Here is a 17,087-nt window from a genome sequence, read left to right as displayed (position 1 = left end):
TACAAATAAAAAGATGAAAATCTTGCGCACTTTGCGGTAAAAAAAATGTTAGATTTTAAAAATAAAAAAATGCAAAAAATAAAAACCGCACTTTTGTCTTACGGAATGTCTGGAAAAGTTTTCCACGCTCCTTTTCTAGAACTTCATCCAGGGTTTGAACTTTTGGGTTCATGGGAAAGAAGTAAAAAATTAATACAGGAAGATTATCCCGAAGTTATAAGTTACCCTAGTTTAGAATCTATTTTGGAGGATGAGTCGATAGATTTGGTTGTTGTAAATACGCCTATTGATTCTCATTTTGAATATGCCAAAAAAGTGTTGCTGGCTGGAAAACATGCTATTGTCGAAAAAGCATTTACTGCAAATGTTGCCGAAGCTAAGGAATTGGAAGCTTTGGCAAAAGAAAAAGGATTAAAATTAGCCGTTTTCCAAAATAGGAGATGGGACAGTGATCTTAAAACCGTGAAGAAAATTCTCGATGAAAAGTTATTAGGCGAAATCGTGGAAGCCGAGTTTCATTTTGATCGCTACAATCCGATTTTGAGTCCAAAAGCACACAAGGAAACTGTTAATTCGGGATCAGGAATTGTGAAAGATTTGGGTCCGCATTTAATTGATCAAGCCTTGTATTTGTTTGGCTTTCCAGATGCTGTTTTTGCTGATATCCGTATCACGAGAGAACATTCAGTTGTGGATGATTACTTGGATCTTTTACTATTTTATCCTGATTTGAGAGTGCGTTTGAAAGCAGGTTTTTTTGTGAAAGAACCCAATCCTTCATACGTTGTTCACGGTAAGAAAGGTTCTTTTTTAAAATCCCGTGGCGATGTGCAGGAAGATGAATTGAAATTGAATAAAAAACCAAATTTAACCACATGGGGAACGGAGCAAAATGGAAATGAAGGGTTTTTACACACCGAAATTGACGGTAAACTCATAAAAGAAAAAGTACCAACGCTTCAAGGGAATTATTACGATTATTTTGATGGTGTTTTTCAGTCAATTGTGAATGATTTACCTGAACCTGTAACGGCAAAAGACGGCGCTAATGTAATGCGGATTATAGAAGCAACTTTTCAAAGTAATGAGCAGAAGAAAGTAATCAACTTGTAAATTTTATCTAAGCTTTTAAGGATTTGAGTTTAGAAAAATCTGCCTAATCTGCGGAAATCTGCGTGCAAAAGTGTCACGCAGATTTTGTTGATTAAGCAAATCGAGTTAATAATTTTTCCGAAAAAGTTCAAACCAAATCTTTACGCTTCAAAAAGTAATAATTTGATTTAAACTTATAAACAATAACGTTGTATTATAGCAGGTTAAATAAAATACCAAAGCAGAAACATATTGATTTCGTAATTTTGCATATTCAATTTTAAATAAAAAAAGTTTGCAGTACTTCAATTTTATAGGATGGTATAAAGCCAAAGGCAAATACAAGAAAAATTATCGAGATGCAAAAGCCTCCTATTTACTTAGGATTCGTTGGGCAGTTTCGATGTTTTATTTCGCTATGGGTTTGTGTTTTGCTACTTGGGCAAGCCGAATTCCAACTATAAAATCTGCACTAAATTTAAGTGATGGTCAATTAGGAACAATTCTTTTTGCATTGCCTGTCGGACAGCTTACCATGATGTATTTTTCAGGTAAATTAGTTACCCGTTTTGGCAGTCATCGCATTTTGCCCTTAGCTATTTTGATGTATGCTGTGAGTTTAACCAATTTGGGTTTAGCTCAAAATGCATGGCAACTGGCTCTTGGATTATATGCTTTTGGAATATTTGGGAACCTAACCAATATTTCTGTAAACACACAAGGAGTCTATACTGAAGGGCTTTTCAAAAGAACCATAATGTCTTCCTTTCACGGAATGTGGAGTTTGGCAGGATTTACTGGTGCCTTGGTAGGTTTGGGAATGTTAGCATTGCAGCTCACTACATATACCCATTTCTTAATAGTGGCTTTCATCGCATTTTTATTGATTGCTTTTAACTTTAAATTTTTGATTAAGGCCAAAGAAACTATTAAGGTTGAGAAGAAAAAAGGATTCAGTAAACCGGATACTACTTTAGTTTTACTCGGAGTTATTGGTTTTTGTAGCATGGCTAGTGAAGGAATTATGTTTGATTGGAGTGGTGTGTTTTTTAAAGATATTGTCAAAGCTCCTGGTGCTTTAATCATTTTAGGATACACTTCATTTATGATTATGATGGCAAGTGGTCGTTTTTTTGGTGATAAATTGATTCATAAATATGGTCGAAAAACGGTAATGAAAATTAGTGGAATTATGATTTCATCAGGTTTTTTTACAGCGGTTGCATTTCCTTATATAATACCTTCTATGATTGCTTTTATGGTGATAGGGTTAGGAGTTTCTACCGTAGTTCCTACTTTGTATAGTATTGCAGGGAAACACCCAACGATACCAACAGGCGAAGCTTTAACTACTGTTTCAAGTGTAAGTTTCCTTGGTTTTTTGATGGGACCACCTGTTATTGGTCATATTGCCGAACTATCAAGTTTGCGCTTTTCTTTTGCTTTTATTGGAATTTTCGGTGTTCTCATTGCTTTTATGGTTGGTCGTATCAAAGCGATTAGCGAATAACTGTAGTACAATAATTATTATTTAATTTATTTAAATAGTTTTTTTCTTATATTTGTATTTAAATTTTTGTCGAAAGTTATTTCTATTCGATAGATTTTTAAAATACCACATTTAATTTTGAATGTTACATAATTTTTTTTCCAAAACTTTTTTTATTCTTTTTTAAACGAATTTAATTCTTGGGTTTGTTATGTTTTGTCATGACCTATTCCATATTGTTTACAAAATAGGTATGAAGAAATGTTTGGTAGGAATGCTTTTTTTATGGAAAGTGACTTTTGTTTTTGCTCAAAAACCAACAGGTATTAAAGGAAAAATTATTGATTCTAAAACTCAAAAACTATTAGAAAATGTAGTAGTCTCGATTGAAAACACGCAGTTGATGCAACTCACATCAAACGATGGTGTTTTTAGTTTTTATGCTGTTGCATCAGGAAATCAATTATTGCTTTTGCATAGTCAGGGTTTTAAAGATATACTGCTTTCAATTGTAATTAGCAAAGACCAAATGCTTGATTTGGGAGTAATTCCAATGGAAGACAATCAAACGGTTGAACAGCAAACGGGCTTAATCACGCTTCTTGAAAGTGATTTGAGCGATGACAACAGCGGTTCCGAAAGCACTTCGGGATTATTACAATCTTCTAGAGATGCATTTCAACAAGCGGCCGCTTTCAATTGGGGACAAGCTCGTTTTAGAATTCGAGGATTGGACAGCCAATATGCCACCACAACTATTAATGGCGTTACGATGAATAAACTCTTTGATGGCCGTTCGCAATGGGGCGATTGGAGCGGTTTGAATAATGCGGTTCGGAATCAGGAATTTACAGTTGGCTCTTTTCCTTCGGATTATGTTTTTGGCGGCATTTTAGGGACACAGCAAATCAATACTCGGGCTTCCATTTACAGACCAGGAACGATACTTTCTTTTTCGGGAACTAATACGAATTATTCATGGCGAATGACAGGAACTTATGCTTCAGGAATGAATAATAAAGGCTGGGCATTTGTAGTTTCGGCAGGAAATCGATGGGCTGAGGAAGCCTATTTTGATGGAACCAATTACAATGCTATAGCTGGTTTTATTAGTGTGGAAAAGAAAATAAACGACCATCATTCCTTAAATTTTTCTGGATTTTACACGCCCAATTCCAGAGCCAAAAACTCACCAAATACAGCAGAAGTTACTGAATTAACTAGTGAAAAGTACAATTCATATTGGGGCTGGCAAGATGGTAAAAAACGAAATGCCAGAATAAAAACCATAGAAGAACCTATCTTGATGCTGAATCATTTTTACACAATTAATGATTACACAACTTTAAATTCAAGCTTGACCTATCAATTTGGCAAAATTACCAACAGCAATATTGACTACCAAAATGCAAATAGTCCCGATCCAACTTATTATAGAAAAATGCCAAGTTATTACAGCTCACTTTATGCAAAAGATAATGGAGAGTTTTCAGGAGCATTTACACCTGATTATGAAAATGCTGAGAAAAGTGAACAACAATTTCTAGCTAATAATCAAATTGACTGGAACGCTTTATATTATGCCAATAAGTCTCCGGTTTTGGATGCGAATGGTAATATAACTGGTTATACTCCTAGTAAGAGTAATTATGTTTTGTATGAAGATCGCACAGACGACCAAACGATAACAGCCAATTCAACCTTTAATACACAAGTAAGCGAAAATCTTTATTTGACTGCAGGCGGTTATTTCAGTTATTTAAAGTCTCACAATTACCAGCAATTGACTGATTTATTGGGAGGCTTGTATTTTGATGATATTGACATGTTTTATAATGGAGATCAGGCGCAGTCAGATTTGAATAATCCCAATAGACAAGTAGTGGAAGGCGAGACTTACGGATACAATTTTAACTATCTGGCGAATAGTTTAAATCTTTTTACCAACTTTAAATTTACGTATGATAAAGTAGATTTTTATTTGGCACAAAATTTCATAAGCTCCAATTATCAAAGAGAAGGTTTGTACAAAAATGGAATTTATGCCACCAATTCTTTGGGGAAAAGTCAAAAAGTTCATTTTGATAATTTTGGTTTTAAAGGTGGAATATTGTTTAAAATTTCGGGAAGACAACAACTCAATTTTAACGGAGCGTATCTTTCCAATGCGCCAACGATCAGAAATACATTTCCTAATTCTCGTTTAAATAATTCTGTTGTAGCGGGTTTAGAAAATGAAACGATTAATAGTTTGGATGCGAGTTATTTTTTCCGGACTCCAAAATGGCAAACCCGTTTTTCTCTTTTTTACGCCAGTATAAAAAATATCACACAAACTTCTTTCTTTTATGCCGAAGGAATATTTGATGACGGAGCTGGATATGCAAATACCGATGCTTTTGTAAGTCAAACATTAACGCATTTGGATAAGCAAAATTTAGGTGCCGAGTTGAGTGTACAGCATCAATTAACTACAACAATAATGGCTAATTTTTCGGTAGCCTATGGTCAATATATTTATAATAGCAATCCCAATGTTACCATAACCAATGATGCTCAGGCTACAGCCGAAAATCCCATACCAGTATTTGATTTTGGAAAAGCAACATTAAAAAATTACCATCAGGCAGGAATGCCACAACAGGCTTATGCTTTAGGAATCGAATATAGAGATCCTAAATATTGGTGGATTGGTACCAATATTAATTATTTGGCGAATAGTTTCATAGATATTTCTCCAATTTCCAGAACAGCCACATTTTATAAAAATCCAGAAAGCGGTTTTAACTTTCCAGAAGCTTCAGAAGAAAGAGCGAGGGAATTATTGACACAAGAAGAATTTGATCCCATGACTTTATTAAATATTTCTGGAGGAAAATCATGGAAAGTAAAAGGTAAGAACATCGGTCTTTTTGCAACGCTAAATAACGTTCTAGACTTGAAGTATAAAACAGGAGGGTACGAGCAAGCGAGGAATGCCAATTTCAGACAACTCAATCAAGATGTTTCCAGTGGAACACCCAATTTTGGAAACAAATATTTTTATGGATACGGGAGAACCTATTTTGTGAATGTGTATGTCAATTTATAAATTTTAAGTAAAAGATTATGAAGCTAAAAATTAGCATTGTTATAATGGGAATTATCATGATTTTTGGTAGTTGTGCGGAGGAATTTAATGTGCCAAAATTAACATGTACTCAACCTGATTTAAAAGTAAATCGTACTGTTGAAGAGATTCGTTCTAGTACGGGTTCGATAGTAACCCAATATAAATATGATGATATTATAGAAGCTTATGTCGTTTCAAGTGATGAAGGAGGGAATTTTTTTAAGACCATTTCATTTCAAACTTTGGCAACAAAAACTGCACTATCAATAGGTTTTAGTGTTCCTGTCGATGCTTCGAATACCTATATTGATTTTAGACTAGGAAGCAAAGTATACATTAAAATGAAAGATCAGTATACAGATTTTTATTATGGCGGAATGAGGATTGGATCTATTTATGTTAACACCTATAATGAAGGAGGAGTTGGTCGAATTTCTCCAAACGATTATAAAAATGTATTAAACGCTTCTTGTACAATTTTGGAAGAGGAAAAATTCGTTCGTCCAATTTCAATACCCGATTTGTTGAATGATTCAAACATCAATACATTGGTAGAGTTATCGGGAGTGCAATTTAAGAATGATGCTGTCGGTCGTCATTATTATGAAGAATCGAATGATATTGGGGGAGGTACCAATTGGAGTTTGATGGATAAATTAGGAAATCAAGTATTATTTAGAACGAGTAGTTTTGCTGATTTCGCTGATAAAATTGTACCAAATGGAAGTGGAAAAGTTAGAGGAGTCTTGACTAAGTTTGGTTCAGATTATCAGTTATTAGCAAGGTCAGAAAATGATGTTGTGCTTACTGGAACTGCAGCAATACCTTTCTTTTTTGAAAATTTCCAAAGTGTAGAAACAAATACGAAATTAAACCTTCCAGGTTGGACAAATTTAGTCGAAAAAGGAACGAAATATTGGTTGGGAACCGTTTATGCAGGAAATGGATATGCCGAGTTTAATACGACAGGAACAACAGTAGTTTCTAATATAGCGTGGTTAATTTCTCCTAAAATAGATATGGATTTGCATACGAATGAAATGCTTGTTTTTAGAACGGCTCAACATCATTTGGATGTTGATTCTGCCTTAAATTCATTAGAAGTTTATATATCTAAAAATTTTGATGGTTTAAGTATTGCCAAAGCTACTTGGATTCCTCTTAAAGTTGTTTTACCTAATCAGGCAACACCTTGGTATCAGTTTGTAGGTTCAGGAGGAGTAAATTTATCATCGTATACAGGGAAAATAAATATCGCTTTCAAATATATAGGATCAGCTAAAGACCCCGCTTTGGATGGAGCTTTTCAAGTAGATGATATTCAGATTTTTGGAGATAAATAAAGCGGTTAATAATCAAGATTCAATGTTTTTATTTTAATAGCAGGAGTAAGATTAGTGATTAGATAATTTCAAAAAAGCTAAAGAGATAATATGAAGAGGATTGGTGCTTTTTTGAAAATGCCTGATGTTTCTGTTTCTAAAATCAATAATTAAACTTCTGTTTTTAATAAAACGGCAAAATATTTCGATTACAGTAAATATAATTGTTATTTTGTAGAATCAAATTTTAGCGCATTATGTTCCAAAAACATTTTAAATATATTCCTTTTTTGCTTTTGATTTTTTTTATAAGTTGTGCAAAAAGAGGCTCCATTACTGGTGGTTTGAAAGATACCATTGCACCTACATTAAAATCTAGTTACCCAGAAAATTATGCTACTAAATTTCATGGAAATAAAATCAAACTAACTTTTGATGAAAATGTCAAGCTTAAAAATATAAATAAGCAACTGATTATTTCACCTCCGATGAAGAATGAACCGATAATCATTCCGACTACTGCAACTAAAACGATAACGATCACCATCAACGATACTTTGGCTCCAGATACGACTTATAGTATGAATTTTGGGCAAAGTATTGAAGACAACAATGAAGGAAATCCTTTTAATCAATTTAAATATGTGTTTTCTACAGGTGATTATGTTGATTCATTAGCTCTTGGCGGAAGGGTAAAAGACGCTCATGCAAAAGAAGTAGCTTCCTTTATTTCGATTATGCTTTATGAAGCGAATGAAAAGTTTAATGATTCTACTGTCTATAAAGAAAACCCGCGTTATATTACCAATACATTAGATAGTTTAAAAACGTTTCGATTAGAGAATTTAAAAGCTGGAAAATATTTTCTAGTTGCTATGAAAGACAATAATAACAATAATAAATTCAACCCAAAATCAGATCTAATAGGATTTAATAAACAAATTGTAACAATACCGAATGACACTGTTTTTGAATTGGAATTGTTTAAGGAAGTACTACCTCTTAAAGTTAACAAACCTAGCCAGGCTTCCGGAAATAGATTAATTGTTGGTTATGAAGGGAATCCAAAAAGCAATGGAGAATTAGCCAAGCTTACTTTGAAAAATCATGATGAAATTGTCCCTGCTATAATTACTAAAATGGACAAAAAAGACTCCCTGCAGGTTTGGTTTAAACCTTTAAAAGTGGATTCGCTTTCTATGAATATAACAAAAGATAAATACACAAAAGATTATACTTTTAAAATTAAAAAACAAAAAGCGGATACTTTGAGTATTAAAGCTCTTCAGGCTGGTTCTTTGGGTTTTAGAGATCGATTTACGTTAGAATCGAGCTTGCCATTAGTCAAATTCGACAAAACTAAAATGAAACTTATAAACAAAGACTCAGTTGCAGTAGCCTTTACAACTGCCTATGATGAATTTAATCAACAATTATTTATTGATTTTAAAATCGAAGAAGGACAGAAATATGACTTCAAGATGATGCCAGGTGCCGTTACTGATTTCTTTGAAAAGCCAAATGATACTTTGTCGTTTAGAACGGCTACTAAAAATTATTCAGATTACGGAAATATTATTCTCACTTTAAAAAATGTAAAACGTTTTCCTGTTATAATCGAATTAACTGATGATAAAGGAGAGGTAGTAAAAGCAACCGAATATACTGAAGAGAAAACACAAATCGAATTTAATTTACTTGAACCAAGTATTTATGGTATTCGGGCAATTTATGACGACAATAAAAATAAAGAATGGGATACTGGAAGCTATAAAGAAAAACGTCAAGCAGAAGAGGTTGTTTATTTTTCTAAAAGTATAGATCTTCATGCTAATTTTGATTGGCAAGAGACCTTTGACCTAAGTGTTCCGTATACTCCAGAAGTCAAAAAGAAGAAATCCAAAGACGATAAAGACAATAAAAAAAGTAAATCCGATATGAGTTTATATTAGAATAAAAGAGTCTTGATCATTTAAAAAATTGAATTTTTTTCTAGCCGAAAGTAATTCCTCTTTATTTAATTCAACAATAAAAACACCTTCGGTTTCTATTGGTTCCAAGATATAATCTCCCAAGAAATCGACTACTTGGGAATGTCCATTATGTTCAAATTTGTTGTCATCTTGACCAACTCTATTAACGCCAATAGTATAACACATGTTTTCGATAGCGCGAGCTTTTAATAAAGTATCCCAAGCGGAAATTCTTTTTTCTGGCCAATTGGCAACATAAATCAATAAATCGTAATCTTCTGTATTTCTAGAAAAAACAGGAAAACGCAAATCATAACAAATCAAAGGGCAAATTTTCCAACCATTGTATTCGATAATTAATTTGTTCCTACCAGCGGTATATTCATCATCTTCACCTGCTAACGTAAACAAATGTTTTTTGTCATAAGATTGGATTTCACCTGACGGAAATACAAATAGCAATCGATTAAAGAAATTATTATTTTCTTTAATCACTAAACTTCCAGTAATGGCTGTGTTTTTGGCTTTTGCCAAAGATTGTAACCACAAAACCGTTTCGCCTTGCATCGTCTCAAAAACTGCTGATGGATCCATTGTAAAACCTGTAGTAAACATTTCGGGTAGAACTATTAAATCAATGCTTTCAGAAATGGCATTGATTTGTTCTTCGAAATAATTTCGGTTGACTTTTGGGTTTTCCCAGAATAAGGAGGATTGAATTAGCGTAATTTTCATACTATAAAATTACTCAATTTTATTAAACAAAAAACGTCCCAATTTCTCGGGACGTTTTTGATATAAACTATATTGAAGTACTATTTCAAACTTGCAGAAAGATATTCTCTGTTCATACGAGCGATGTTTTCAAGTGAAATTCCTTTAGGACATTCTACTTCACAAGCTCCGGTATTGGTACAGTTACCAAAACCTTCTTCATCCATTTGACGAACCATGTTCAATACACGGTCTGTAGCTTCGATTCTTCCTTGTGGCAATAAAGCATATTGAGAAACTTTTGCTCCAACGAATAACATAGCAGAACCGTTTTTACAAGTTGCTACACAAGCACCGCAACCAATACAAGCCGCAGCTTCAAAAGCTTTATCTGCGTCTTGTTTGTTAATAGGAGTTGCATTCGCATCGATAGTATTTCCAGAAGTATTTACTGAAACGAATCCTCCAGCTTGTTGAATTCTGTCAAAAGAAGTTCTGTCTACAATTAAATCTTTAATTACAGGGAAAGCTGCAGAACGCCAAGGTTCGATAACGATTGTATCTCCGTCGTTGAACATTCTCATGTGCAATTGGCAAGTAGTGATTCCAGTATCTGGTCCGTGTGCACGTCCATTGATATACAAAGAACACATTCCGCAGATTCCTTCACGACAATCGTGGTCAAATGCTACTGGTTCTTTTCTTTCGTTTACTAATTGTTCGTTCAATTGGTCTAGCATTTCCAAAAACGAACTTGCCGTAGAAACATCATTTAATTTGTATGCTTCCATTTTTCCTTTTTCTTTGGAGTTTTTTTGACGCCAAATTTGAAGGGTTATATTGATATTTTTTGCTGCGCTCATAATTTTTTTATTTGTAATTTCTTGCGGCTATTTTAATAAACTCGTATTTCAATTCTTCTTTGTGAAGCTCTTCATTTTTGATGTCGTATCCTTTGTATTCCCAAGCACCAACAAATTTGAAGTTTTCATCATCACGAAGTGTTTCTCCTTCGGCATCTTGGTATTCTTCACGGAAGTGACCTCCACAAGATTCTTTACGTTGCAAAGCATCCATAGCCATTAATTGTCCTAATTCGATGAAATCGGCAACACGAAGCGCTTTTTCTAATTCAGGATTCAATTCGTCTGAACTACCAGGAACATAAACTTCTTTGAAGAATTCTTCTTTTAAAGTAGCAATTTCTTCGATAGCTTCTGTTAATCCTTTTTCATTACGACCCATTCCTACTTTATTCCACATAATGTGACCTAAACGTTTGTGGAAATGATCCACAGTTTTTGATCCATTATTAGACAAGAATTTGTTGATTTGATCTTTTACACTATTTTCAGCAGCTACGAATTCTGGTAAATCTGTAGAGATTTTCCCAGTACGAATATCATCTGCCAAATAATCAGAAACTGTATAAGGCAATACAAAATATCCATCAGCCAAACCTTGCATCAAAGCCGAAGCTCCTAGACGGTTAGCTCCGTGGTCAGAGAAGTTAGCTTCTCCTGCAACGAAACAACCTGGAATAGTAGATTGTAAGTTATAATCAACCCATACACCACCCATTGTATAGTGAACCGCTGGGTAAATTTTCATTGGAGTTTCATAAGGATTCTCATCGGTGATTTTTTGGTACATAGTAAACAAGTTACCATATTTTTCCTCTAACCATTTTTTTCCTAATGTAAGAATCTCTTCTTGAGTAGGATTGTGATTTCCTTTAGCGTAAGCAGTTTGTCTTCCTTTAGATTGAACCTCTGTAGCAAAATCCAAATAAACTCCTTCGTTGGTATCGTTAGCCTCAATTCCTCTTCCTTCGTCACAAACTTCTTTTCCTGCTCTTGAAGCAACATCACGAGGAACTAAGTTTCCAAATGCTGGATATTTTCTTTCTAGGTAATAATCTCTATCTTCTTCAGCAATTTGAACTGGCTTTAATTTACCTGCTCTAATAGCTTCAGCATCTTCAATTTTCTTTGGAACCCAAATACGACCTGAGTTTCTTAACGACTCTGACATCAATGTCAATTTTGATTGATTGGTTCCGTGAACTGGAATACAAGTTGGGTGAATTTGTACGTAACAAGGATTTGCAAAATAAGCCCCTTGTTTGTGAATTTTCCAACCAGCAGTAACATTCGAACCCATTGCATTGGTAGAAAGGAAATAAACGTTTCCGTATCCTCCAGTTGCAATAATTACAGCGTGAGCAGAATGTCTTTCGATTTCACCAGTAATTAAGTTACGAGCAATGATTCCACGTGCTTTTCCATCAACTTTTACCAATTCCAACATTTCGTGACGGTTGTACATATCGATTTTTCCTAAACCGATTTGTCTTGATAAAGAAGAATAAGCTCCTAATAATAATTGTTGTCCTGTTTGTCCAGCAGCGTAAAAAGTACGTTGTACTTGCGTACCACCAAAAGAACGGTTATCTAAATTTCCTCCGTAATCACGAGCAAAAGGAACACCTTGAGCCACACATTGGTCGATGATGTTTCCAGAAACTTCAGCTAAACGGTGAACGTTTGCTTCACGTGCTCTGTAATCTCCACCTTTGATAGTATCATAAAACAAACGGAAAGTACTGTCTCCGTCATTTTGATAATTTTTTGCAGCGTTGATACCTCCTTGTGCAGCGATTGAGTGCGCACGACGTGGAGAATCTTGGTAACAAAATGCTTTTACATTATAACCCATTTCTGCAAAAGACGCCGCTGCCGAAGCACCAGCTAATCCAGTTCCTACTACGATAATATCTATTTTGGATCGGTTGTTTGGAGCAACTAATCGTAAGTGATCTTTATAATCAGTCCATTTTTGTGAAATGTGACCTTCTGGTATTTTTGAATCTAGTTTCATTATATAGATTGATATTAATTATTAAAATGATGAAATAGCGCAATAAAAATAAATCCAAAAGGAACTATTATTGCAAAAGCATAACAAATTTTATGCAAAGACTTTCCAATTTTATTATCGAATCCTACCGATTGCAATGAAGAGGTGAAACCGTGCCAAAGGTGTAATGCCAATAATATGAAAGCTATAGAATACAATCCTGTACGTACAGGGCTTTCAAATTTAGCTACCAATTCAGGATAATATCTTGTTTCATCAATTGAATTTGCTTCTACATATTTATAAACTATTTCGTGAAACCAGAAATCATACATATGTAATCCTAAAAAAGCCAACACAACCAAACCAGAAATAATCATATTTCTAGATGCCCATGAAGCATTTGCAGCACCATCGTATTTTACATACGCAACAGGTCTGGCACTTCTATTTTTCAGTTCTAGAACGAATCCCATGACGAAGTGAAAAACTACACCAGCAACCAATATCGGTTGCATAACATATTGGATTAATGGATTATAACCCATAAAATGTGACATCGCATTAAATGAATCCTTACTAAAAACGGATACGAAATTAATAAAGAAGTGCAGCGATAGAAACGAAATCAAAAAAAGTCCTGAAAGCGCCATTGCTACTTTTTTAGCTATAGACGACTTCAATATTGCAGATTTTGCCATAATGATATAAATATTTTATTTTTTTAAAAAGTCGAACAAAATTAAGTTAATTAAGAAAGAATAACAACCAAATATACAATTTTACCACGCTATTTATAATCATTTTAAAGTACTTAAAAAATACGTATGAAATACGTACAAAAATACGTAGTTTTGGTCGTTTTTATAACAAAATGCAATCGATTACATTGTTAAATGGTTTTATTTCTAAAATTTAGTCAATCAAACTCAGGTTTTGAATTTCAAAAAAGCATCAAAATTACACAACTAATTGCATTTCTTTGACAAAAGCCCAAAAAACTAACAATCTTATAATACAAAACAAGGTTTTTAAATTATTTCCTAAAAATTAAAAAACAACCATTTTATAGTCTTTAAAATATTGTATTTCCCTAAAGCAATTTTAACTTTGTCCCTTTAAATTTTATTCATGAAAACTGGAATTGACGCTATTGCATTTGATGTTGCCAAATTGCATTTACCTATAAAAACATTAGCCTTAGCTAGAAATATAGAACCTGAAAAACTTGAAAAAGGATTAGGGTTGTTAAAAATGACTTTGCCTGATACTCATCAGGACACTGTTGTGTTTGGTGCGAATGCTTTGACCAAATTAATTCAGGACAACAATATTAATTTAAATGAAGTTGCAAGAATATATGTAGGAACCGAAAGTGCTATTGACAGTTCAAAACCTATTAGTTCTTTCTTAATTTCCTTAATGGAACAAAAATTTGGGGAGAACTCTTTATCTGAATGTGATGTGGTCGATTTTACTTTCGCCTGTATTGGTGGAGTTGATGCCATGCAAAACTGTCTTGATTTTGTCCAACTTAATCCAACCAAAAAAGCAATTGTTGTTACTACTGATTTTGCCAAGTATGATTTAAATTCTACTGGCGAATATACTCAGGGAGCTGGTGCGGTTGCGATGTTGATTACTGTCAATCCGAGAATTATCACTTTCGAAAATCACTGGGGTGTTAGTACAAAAGGTGTTTTCGATTTCTTCAAACCGTACAGAACAATTTCAAAACAAGAAATTACAGGTAACGCAAACAATGAATCTTGGTTTGATAATTTGGAAAGCGAAATCGAGATCCATAAAGATCAGCCTGTTTTTGATGGTCAATATTCGAACCAATGTTATATGGACCGAACTAGAGAGGCTTATTTTTCATTCAAAAAAATAAAAAATACTTCGAATACTATTTATAATTCTTGGAAAAGCATTGTGATGCATTTACCTTATGCTTTCCAAGGCCGTAGAATGTTGTCCGAAATTTACGCTTTGGATGCTTCAACTCCTGTTATAAATGGCGAAGAAACTGCTTCGGAATACCAGAACAAACTCAAAGAAATCAGTAAATCTGATGATTACAAAACATTTGTTTCCGAAAAATTACTGCCTGCTGAATTGGCTTCTTCTTTAATTGGAAACTTATATACAGGTTCCATTTTTATGGGGTTACTTTCAACTTTGGCTCATTTTTATGACACAAAAAAAGAAATCGCAGACGAAAAATTCGGTTTCTTAGCCTACGGAAGTGGTTCTAAATCTAAAGTTTTTGAGGGTACAATTCAACCTGAATGGAAATCAGCTGTAGCGAATGTTGCTCTTTTTGAAACATTAGAAAATAGTTTTGAAATTGATTTTGAGACTTATGAAAAACTACACAAAAAGGAGCAGAAACAAAGTATTCAAGAACCTAAAAGCGAATGGGTTTTGGATAGAATAGAAACGGAAATCCCTAATTTAATCGGAGCCCGCTATTATAAATGGGTTGATTAATACTGTCTTGATAATATAAAAAGAGCCACGAACGGATTTACATCTTTCGTGGCTTTTTCATTTTGAATAGTATCTTCTTTTAAGATTTACACTAGAAAAGTTGCCACGGATTATACGGATGCAACGGATTTTACACTGATATAAAATGCGCCTTAATCAGTTTAATCTGTAGCTAATAAATCATTGCAAAAATACCAAATTTCTCTCTTTAGCCCCGATAGAAGTGGAAATCCTTTTGTGCCGGGGTTCGGCATAAAAGATTATAACGAATAGCGGGACCAATGCCAGCAAAAAATGCCAAATCTTTCTGCTTCAAAAAAATAACACTTAAACTCTTGTCTTTATTAAAAGCCCGTTATAAAAACCTTAAAAAAATCACTACAAAGACCAATTTCGTTACAAAAGTTAGTATTTTTGAAGATTCAATACCTAAAATCGTTTTAAAATGAAATATCATCAAATTGATCGTTCCCTTTTTATAAAAAATAGAGCAAAATTTATAGCTCAAATGAAGCCAAATAGTGTAGCTATTTTTAATTCAAATGATATTTATCCCGTTTCTGCAGATAGTACATTGCCATTTGCACAACATCGCGATATCTTTTATTTATCGGGTGTAGATCAAGAGGAAAGCATCTTATTACTTTTTCCAGACGCTCCTTATGAGAACCAAAGAGAAATGTTATTTCTAAAAGAAACCAGCGAGCATATTGCTATTTGGGAAGGCGAAAAACTGACTAAAGAACGCGCTTTTGAAGTTTCTGGAATTAAAACTGTTTATTGGCTACAAGATTTCGAAAAAATATTAAATGAAATCATGACGTATTCAGACATCATGTACATTAATACGAATGAACATTACCGTGCAGCTGTTGAAACAGAAACTCGTGAAGCTCGTTTTGTAAAATGGTGGAAGTCCAACTATCCAGCGCATCAAGTGGCCAAAAGCAATCCAATATTACAACGCATTCGTTCGGTTAAAGAATCTGAGGAAATAGATTTAATTCAAAACGCCTGTAATATCACCGAAAAAGGTTTTCGAAGATTGCTTTCATTTGTAAAACCAAATGTAACCGAATATGAAATCGAAGCTGAATTAATTCACGAATTCATTCGCAATAGATCCAAAGGTTTTGCCTACACACCAATTATTGCTTCGGGAAATAATGCCAATGTGTTGCATTATATAGAGAACAACCAACAATGCAAAGCTGGTGATTTGATTTTATTGGATGTTGCGGCTGAATATGCCAATTATTCTAGTGATTTAACTAGAACGATTCCAGTTTCAGGACGTTATTCTGATAGACAAAAAGCAGTTTACAATGCAGTTTTAAGAGTTAAAAACGAAGCTACCAAAATGCTTACTCCAGGAACTCTTTGGAAACAATACCATTTGGAAGTGGGTAAAATCATGACTTCGGAATTGCTTGGTTTAGGATTAATCGACAAAGCCGATGTTCAAAACGAAAACCCAGAATGGCCAGCTTACAAAAAATATTTCATGCACGGAACCTCGCACCACATGGGCTTAGACACGCACGATTATGGATTGTTGCATGAGCCGATGAAAGCCAATATGGTATTTACTGTTGAGCCGGGTATTTACATCCCTGCGGAAGGTTTTGGAATTCGATTAGAGGACAATGTTGTTGTTCAGGAAAAAGGAGAGCCTTTCAACTTAATGCGAAACATTCCGATTGAAGTGGAGGAAATCGAAAGTTTGATGAATTCATAATTTATCATTTATCATAAAATCAAAAAATGGCTTTCAGCGATGAGAGTCATTTTTTGTTATATAAAATTCAGGAAATGATAGCGATTAGTATACAAAATACCCTGCAAAGCTACCCATAACAGCCAGCAAACCTACTCCTTTATAGTAGCTATACCCCTATAAAGAAGTACTACACCTACCCATAAACACCCCTTTTACTACCTATAATGCCCCCTAAAACTCCTGTTTAATAGGTGTATACGCCATGAAAACCGGTAGTATAGCTGTGTATTAACACCAGTAATACTACCCAAAA

Annotated in this window: 11 protein-coding genes; 7 read left to right on the top strand and 4 right to left on the bottom strand. The window is 33.9% G+C overall.

Features of this window, described 5'->3' with window-relative positions:
* Positions 1-69: 69 nt before the first annotated feature.
* From ACUN3A_RS08405 to ACUN3A_RS08385, 5 genes are all read left to right on the top strand, one after another.
* Entirely contained in the window at positions 70-1,113 is a 1,044-nt protein-coding gene (locus ACUN3A_RS08405) for a Gfo/Idh/MocA family oxidoreductase (RefSeq protein WP_445550845.1), read from the top strand.
* Between the two features lie 274 nt (positions 1,114-1,387).
* The gene (locus ACUN3A_RS08400; RefSeq protein WP_445550844.1) at positions 1,388-2,602 is read left to right on the top strand and encodes an MFS transporter; all 1,215 of its coding nucleotides are present in this window, start codon (positions 1,388-1,390) and stop codon (positions 2,600-2,602) included.
* A gap of 232 nt (positions 2,603-2,834) precedes the next feature.
* Positions 2,835-5,672, top strand: coding sequence for a carboxypeptidase-like regulatory domain-containing protein (locus ACUN3A_RS08395; protein WP_445550843.1), 2,838 nt, complete (start codon positions 2,835-2,837; stop codon positions 5,670-5,672).
* A gap of 17 nt (positions 5,673-5,689) precedes the next feature.
* Entirely contained in the window at positions 5,690-7,036 is a 1,347-nt protein-coding gene (locus ACUN3A_RS08390) for a DUF5689 domain-containing protein (protein ID WP_445550842.1), read from the top strand.
* A gap of 236 nt (positions 7,037-7,272) precedes the next feature.
* Positions 7,273-8,967 carry an Ig-like domain-containing protein gene (locus ACUN3A_RS08385; RefSeq protein ID WP_445550841.1) on the top strand — a complete coding sequence of 565 codons (1,695 nt, stop codon included), beginning with the start codon at positions 7,273-7,275 and terminating at the stop codon, positions 8,965-8,967.
* Here the strand turns inward: ACUN3A_RS08385 and ACUN3A_RS08380 are convergent.
* The 4 genes from ACUN3A_RS08380 to ACUN3A_RS08365 all read right to left on the bottom strand — a co-directional run bounded on the left by ACUN3A_RS08380 (position 8,959) and on the right by ACUN3A_RS08365 (position 13,262).
* A complete protein-coding gene (locus tag ACUN3A_RS08380; RefSeq protein ID WP_445550840.1) occupies positions 8,959-9,723 on the bottom strand; it encodes an amidohydrolase in 765 nt (254 codons plus the stop codon). The genes ACUN3A_RS08385 and ACUN3A_RS08380 overlap by 9 nt on opposite strands.
* 80 nt (positions 9,724-9,803) lie before the next feature.
* Positions 9,804-10,565 (bottom strand): succinate dehydrogenase/fumarate reductase iron-sulfur subunit, encoded by a 762-nt coding sequence (locus tag ACUN3A_RS08375; RefSeq protein WP_445550839.1) that lies wholly within the window; start codon positions 10,563-10,565, stop codon positions 9,804-9,806.
* 7 nt (positions 10,566-10,572) lie between these two features.
* Positions 10,573-12,582, bottom strand: a complete 2,010-nt coding sequence (locus ACUN3A_RS08370) for a fumarate reductase/succinate dehydrogenase flavoprotein subunit (RefSeq protein ID WP_445550838.1) — start codon at positions 12,580-12,582, stop codon at positions 10,573-10,575.
* Positions 12,583-12,596: 14 nt separating this feature from the next.
* The gene (locus ACUN3A_RS08365; RefSeq protein ID WP_445550837.1) at positions 12,597-13,262 is read right to left on the bottom strand and encodes a succinate dehydrogenase cytochrome b subunit; all 666 of its coding nucleotides are present in this window, start codon (positions 13,260-13,262) and stop codon (positions 12,597-12,599) included.
* Positions 13,263-13,692: 430 nt separating this feature from the next.
* Here ACUN3A_RS08365 and ACUN3A_RS08360 point away from each other — a divergent pair, with 430 nt between their 5' ends.
* Both ACUN3A_RS08360 and ACUN3A_RS08355 read left to right on the top strand, forming a co-directional pair.
* Positions 13,693-15,054 (top strand): hydroxymethylglutaryl-CoA synthase family protein, encoded by a 1,362-nt coding sequence (locus tag ACUN3A_RS08360; RefSeq protein WP_445550836.1) that lies wholly within the window; start codon positions 13,693-13,695, stop codon positions 15,052-15,054.
* A 445-nt stretch (positions 15,055-15,499) separates the two neighbouring features.
* Positions 15,500-16,792, top strand: a complete 1,293-nt coding sequence (locus ACUN3A_RS08355; RefSeq protein ID WP_445550835.1) for an aminopeptidase P family protein — start codon at positions 15,500-15,502, stop codon at positions 16,790-16,792.
* Positions 16,793-17,087 lie beyond the last annotated feature (295 nt).

The organism is Flavobacterium sp. WC2509 (assembly GCF_052683105.1).
Note: the sequence above shows the minus strand (reverse complement) of the source record. Positions and strands in the feature narration are given on the sequence as shown.